We start from the raw sequence: 3,638 nt of genomic DNA, 5'->3' as shown, positions 1-3,638 counted from the left end.
GGCACTCTCAATGTTGTTGACTATTATACCGCCAACATAATTCCCAGGGTATAAGAGAGGGATCATGCCATCATCTTTTATAACCGTGTCAATAGAGTATTGTAGTTCTCTGAATAGTAGTAATTCTTTAGCTATGTGGCTTTCATCACCCTCTTGGATATCTAAATCTTTTGTGATTTTTGTCGCATTTTTACCAATGCCATGCATTAACCATGATTCTGTGCAATAAATATTTAACTCTTTGGCTCGTTTAACGATTTTTACAGCGCCCTGCTGTGATAACCCCCCTCCCCAAGCCAATTCCCATCCCTTTAATGATTGAGCCGTAAAATTACAATCGCGACAAAAATCTTCTCGTGTAAAAGACAGGAGATGCTCGCGTATGAATCTTATTCTCTTGCCCCGAGACTCAGGGGATGAAACATTGTCTATTACAGGATTGTTCATATATCAATAAGTTATTTTAATTGCATGTTCATTCTATAATATACCAAAATAGTTAATTAATCTTGGTAAAAATTTACCAAGACAAGAATATAAAAAATATCAAAATACAAAGCACTATAATAATTCGGTCATTATCAATCATAAAATATTTACTTTTATGGTAAAAAATTAATTGAATTTTTTACCATTATCTCGTACTCTATAAATGCTAGGTTACAGAATATTGGGAGTCGGCCGTCGTTACGACTAAATCCGTTGAGCCTTGGGTTTAAACGGAACTGCGAACGAGACTCACAAGACGCATATTAAAACGACAAGATTAAATAAAGTGAGCAAAATGGATTTAATAATTAACTCAGAGGAACTAGCAGCAATGAGCGGTTTGCCACATGTTCAACAGCTGACTTATTTTAGAGGAATAAGACCCTACATGGACATTAAAACAGGATTAGTTGGAATTAAAAGACGCATAAGTTATCAATCCATCTCTGAACAACTGCATGTCGAGCCACATCAAGGTATAAAAAGTCAAAGTTTTTCACGTGATCAGGTACGGCGTGCGGTGGCTGGATTGGTGCGTGCTGGAATCATTGAAGTGCAATCGGATGAGATGCATTTAATTTTAAAATGCCGAATCGCTACAAGAGCTTTTTCTGTCCAAAATAAAGCCGCCACAAACCCGCCATGCAAAGCCGCCATAAACCCGCCAGAGAAACACATTGTGGATATTGGGTTTTCTGACATTTGTCCCTCAAAAGCCGACATAGTGGAACTATCAAAAGCCGCCATACCTCTAAAAGACAATAATTATATTTATTTATTATCGCAATTCGAAAAATTTTGGTCGCTTTACCCAGAGAAAAAATCAAAACACAAAGCACAAGCTGCCTTCGAGGCACTAAATCCAAATTCCTCGTTATTTGGCAAACTCATTCAAGCCTTACAAAAGCAAATCCAGCATGTTGAATCCATGAAGTTAGCTGGAACTTGGATACCACCATGGAAATACCCAGCCAATTGGTTAATCCAACGCTGCTGGGAAGATGAATGTTCAACGGACGCATTACAGGAGACCGCACATGCAAAGCATACAAAAAATAATAGAAAACCAGAGCACACAGCAGATTTATTCTCCCCGCCCGTTGACACCGATGATGAACCAACCAATGTTATCGAACTCAAGCAATTCAGATAAGGCAGAAAAACGCATTGACCTCTTATTTTCTAAGTTTGCTGCCTTTTATGGGCATGTGTGGCGAAGTCAGTTTAAGGATGAGGCATTTTTAAAGTTCGCCAAAAAAGAATGGCAGGACGCGTTAGGAGGGTATAGCGATGCGGTGCTCACAAAAGCCATCCTGTCTTGCCGCGAATTTTATGAACTGCCGCCAACTCTACCACAAATGCTGCAGTGCTGTAAGGACGCTAAAAAACAAATCTCGGGTAATGAGCAACCAAACCTCAATCAATTGCACGCAGCACTGCATATTGCCCAAGGAGATCTAAGGCATTTTAGGCGATTGCTTAATTGTAAAACGGGCACGATGCAAGATCAATTCGAAGCAATTGTAAAAAGTTGTCAAATGAAAGTAACACAATTAGAGGACGAAATTCGTAACACCCCTCTTCAACCTAAATAACTAAAAAAGGAGAACATGATGCTGGTTTTAACAAGAAAAATTGGGCAACAAATATTAATTGGTAATGGTGTGATTCAAATGAAAGTACTCAATGCTGATAACGGCATTATTCGTATTGGTATTCATGCACCATCAAGTATCGATATTGATAGAGAGGAAATTTATTTAAAAAAAAATCATCACACAAAATCTAATACCAAATACAGAAAAATAAGCATGATGAATAGAGCTAAGAAAATTTTAACAGAATAATCAAGGGGAAAATGATGCTGCGATTTTTAATGACTAACAAAATAAAACAAAGGACGATTGAGAAGATAACCATTTTTTTCTGCGTTACGGCTCTGCCATTAGCTATTCATTGTTCTTATGCATCAACTGCAAATCTAGATAAGGCAAACCAGATTATTGAAGAAATGAACCAATCTTCCTATTTACTGTTTAAAGACAATGGATCTGGACAAAAAGAAGTAGAGCTGTTTAAAAACATTTTGATGACCGACAAGCTGTTCCAATTGTTAATTGCCCTTTATATGAGTGTTCCTGAAGTAACTGAACAACTCAAGTACACTGCTTTGTTTTATGAAGTTCAAAAGGTCAATCAAAACTTATCTCAGTTAATGACCGCAGTGAAGGAGAACAATCAATTAGTAAGAAAAACTCTTATGCAGAAAGGAGAAATTATAGATAGATAAACTGTTCAATATCGTTTGATAACAATTAAACCAATTACCATTTTAAAGAATAAAAAATGAGCACATATAAGAGCTCATGGGATTTTTTTAACCAAAAAAGGAGAAAATGATGAGTAATTCATCAGTTTTAAACGATTTAAGCCTTAAAGGATATATGTATTTTGAAAAACTAACCCCAGTTTTAATACTGGGGTTCATTGTCGCATGTCTCTTTCCAGACTTAGGTTTTGCAGCAACCAACCATTTGGCAGGGCTTAAGGATGAGGTTGCTGCAACCTTTGGCGCCAAATCAGATACACCTTATTTCATCCTCTTAGCTGAAGGACTTGCTGGTGCCTATGCATACATGAAAACCAAAAACATTGCGGTTTTAGCAGGGGTTCCTGTGTTGATGATATTCACTAACTATGCGTTGAAATAATGGAACGAAATTATCAAACTTTCATGCTCTCTGATGAGCCAAAGATCGCCGGCATACCCATTACCACGGGTTTGCCACTTTTTTTGTTAACCGGTATTGGGCTTTTGACAGGGCTTTCTTATCAACTGTTTATGATAGGAGCTGTTTTAAGTGCACTGATGCATTATAAGTTTGGCGGATTACCTATCCGCACACTGCTATCCATTGTGTACTGGGCATTACCGCATGGGCTTACATTCTTGCTGTTTCGCGAATTTCCCGATTCCGCTAATCGACTCTACATCAGGTGAATTTTATGAATACATCCTACCGTGATAATGCCATTGCTAAAAACAGACTGCTTTTGAAGTTAAGTCGTGTCCTTTCGGCAAGGCTGCGTAAAAAATATTTTTAAATTTTATCATTTAGGGGTTGACAGTGTTTTAGGCCATTTTTTCA

6 protein-coding genes and 1 pseudogene are annotated in these 3,638 nt (G+C 37.5%); 6 read left to right on the top strand and 1 reads right to left on the bottom strand.

What is annotated here, in order from left to right; genetic code table 11:
- Positions 1–300, bottom strand: a pseudogene (locus Lani_RS20405) (hypothetical protein); the annotation flags it as partial.
- A gap of 484 nt (positions 301–784) precedes the next feature.
- On the opposite strand from Lani_RS20405, the gene Lani_RS13370 reads away from it, so the two are divergent.
- From Lani_RS13370 to traL, 6 genes are all read left to right on the top strand, one after another.
- The gene (locus tag Lani_RS13370; protein ID WP_019235605.1) at positions 785–1,642 is read left to right on the top strand and encodes a hypothetical protein; all 858 of its coding nucleotides are present in this window, start codon (positions 785–787) and stop codon (positions 1,640–1,642) included.
- Positions 1,614–2,084, top strand: a complete 471-nt coding sequence (locus tag Lani_RS20810; protein ID WP_019235606.1) for a hypothetical protein — start codon at positions 1,614–1,616, stop codon at positions 2,082–2,084. The genes Lani_RS13370 and Lani_RS20810 overlap by 29 nt, the downstream gene beginning before the upstream one ends.
- Before the next feature lie 15 nt (positions 2,085–2,099).
- Positions 2,100–2,336 (top strand): carbon storage regulator, encoded by a 237-nt coding sequence (locus Lani_RS13360; protein ID WP_317851292.1) that lies wholly within the window; start codon positions 2,100–2,102, stop codon positions 2,334–2,336.
- 11 nt (positions 2,337–2,347) lie between these two features.
- Positions 2,348–2,779, top strand: coding sequence for a hypothetical protein (locus Lani_RS13355; RefSeq protein ID WP_136344277.1), 432 nt, complete (start codon positions 2,348–2,350; stop codon positions 2,777–2,779).
- 109 nt (positions 2,780–2,888) lie between these two features.
- Positions 2,889–3,200 (top strand): type IV conjugative transfer system pilin TraA, encoded by a 312-nt coding sequence (locus Lani_RS13350; RefSeq protein WP_019235609.1) that lies wholly within the window; start codon positions 2,889–2,891, stop codon positions 3,198–3,200.
- The gene (traL, locus tag Lani_RS13345) at positions 3,200–3,490 is read left to right on the top strand and encodes a type IV conjugative transfer system protein TraL (protein WP_019235610.1); all 291 of its coding nucleotides are present in this window, start codon (positions 3,200–3,202) and stop codon (positions 3,488–3,490) included. The genes Lani_RS13350 and traL overlap by 1 nt, the downstream gene beginning before the upstream one ends.
- The last annotated feature ends 148 nt before the right edge of the window (positions 3,491–3,638 follow it).

It is taken from the genome of Legionella anisa, from assembly GCF_001467525.1.
Classification (GTDB): Bacteria; Pseudomonadota; Gammaproteobacteria; order Legionellales; family Legionellaceae; genus Legionella; species Legionella anisa.
This window is presented reverse-complemented; position numbering and strand designations above follow the sequence as displayed.

Excerpts from the sequence above, each read along its gene's own strand:
- Lani_RS13370 (WP_019235605.1), top strand. The coding sequence starts at position 785 with ATGGATTTAATAATTAACTCAGAGGAACTAGCAGCAATGAGCGGTTTG.
- Lani_RS20810 (WP_019235606.1), top strand. The coding sequence starts at position 1,614 with ATGTTATCGAACTCAAGCAATTCAGATAAGGCAGAAAAACGCATTGAC.
- Lani_RS13360 (WP_317851292.1), top strand. The coding sequence starts at position 2,100 with ATGATGCTGGTTTTAACAAGAAAAATTGGGCAACAAATATTAATTGGT.
- Lani_RS13355 (WP_136344277.1), top strand. The coding sequence starts at position 2,348 with ATGATGCTGCGATTTTTAATGACTAACAAAATAAAACAAAGGACGATT.
- Lani_RS13350 (WP_019235609.1), top strand. The coding sequence starts at position 2,889 with ATGAGTAATTCATCAGTTTTAAACGATTTAAGCCTTAAAGGATATATG.
- traL (WP_019235610.1), top strand. The coding sequence starts at position 3,200 with ATGGAACGAAATTATCAAACTTTCATGCTCTCTGATGAGCCAAAGATC.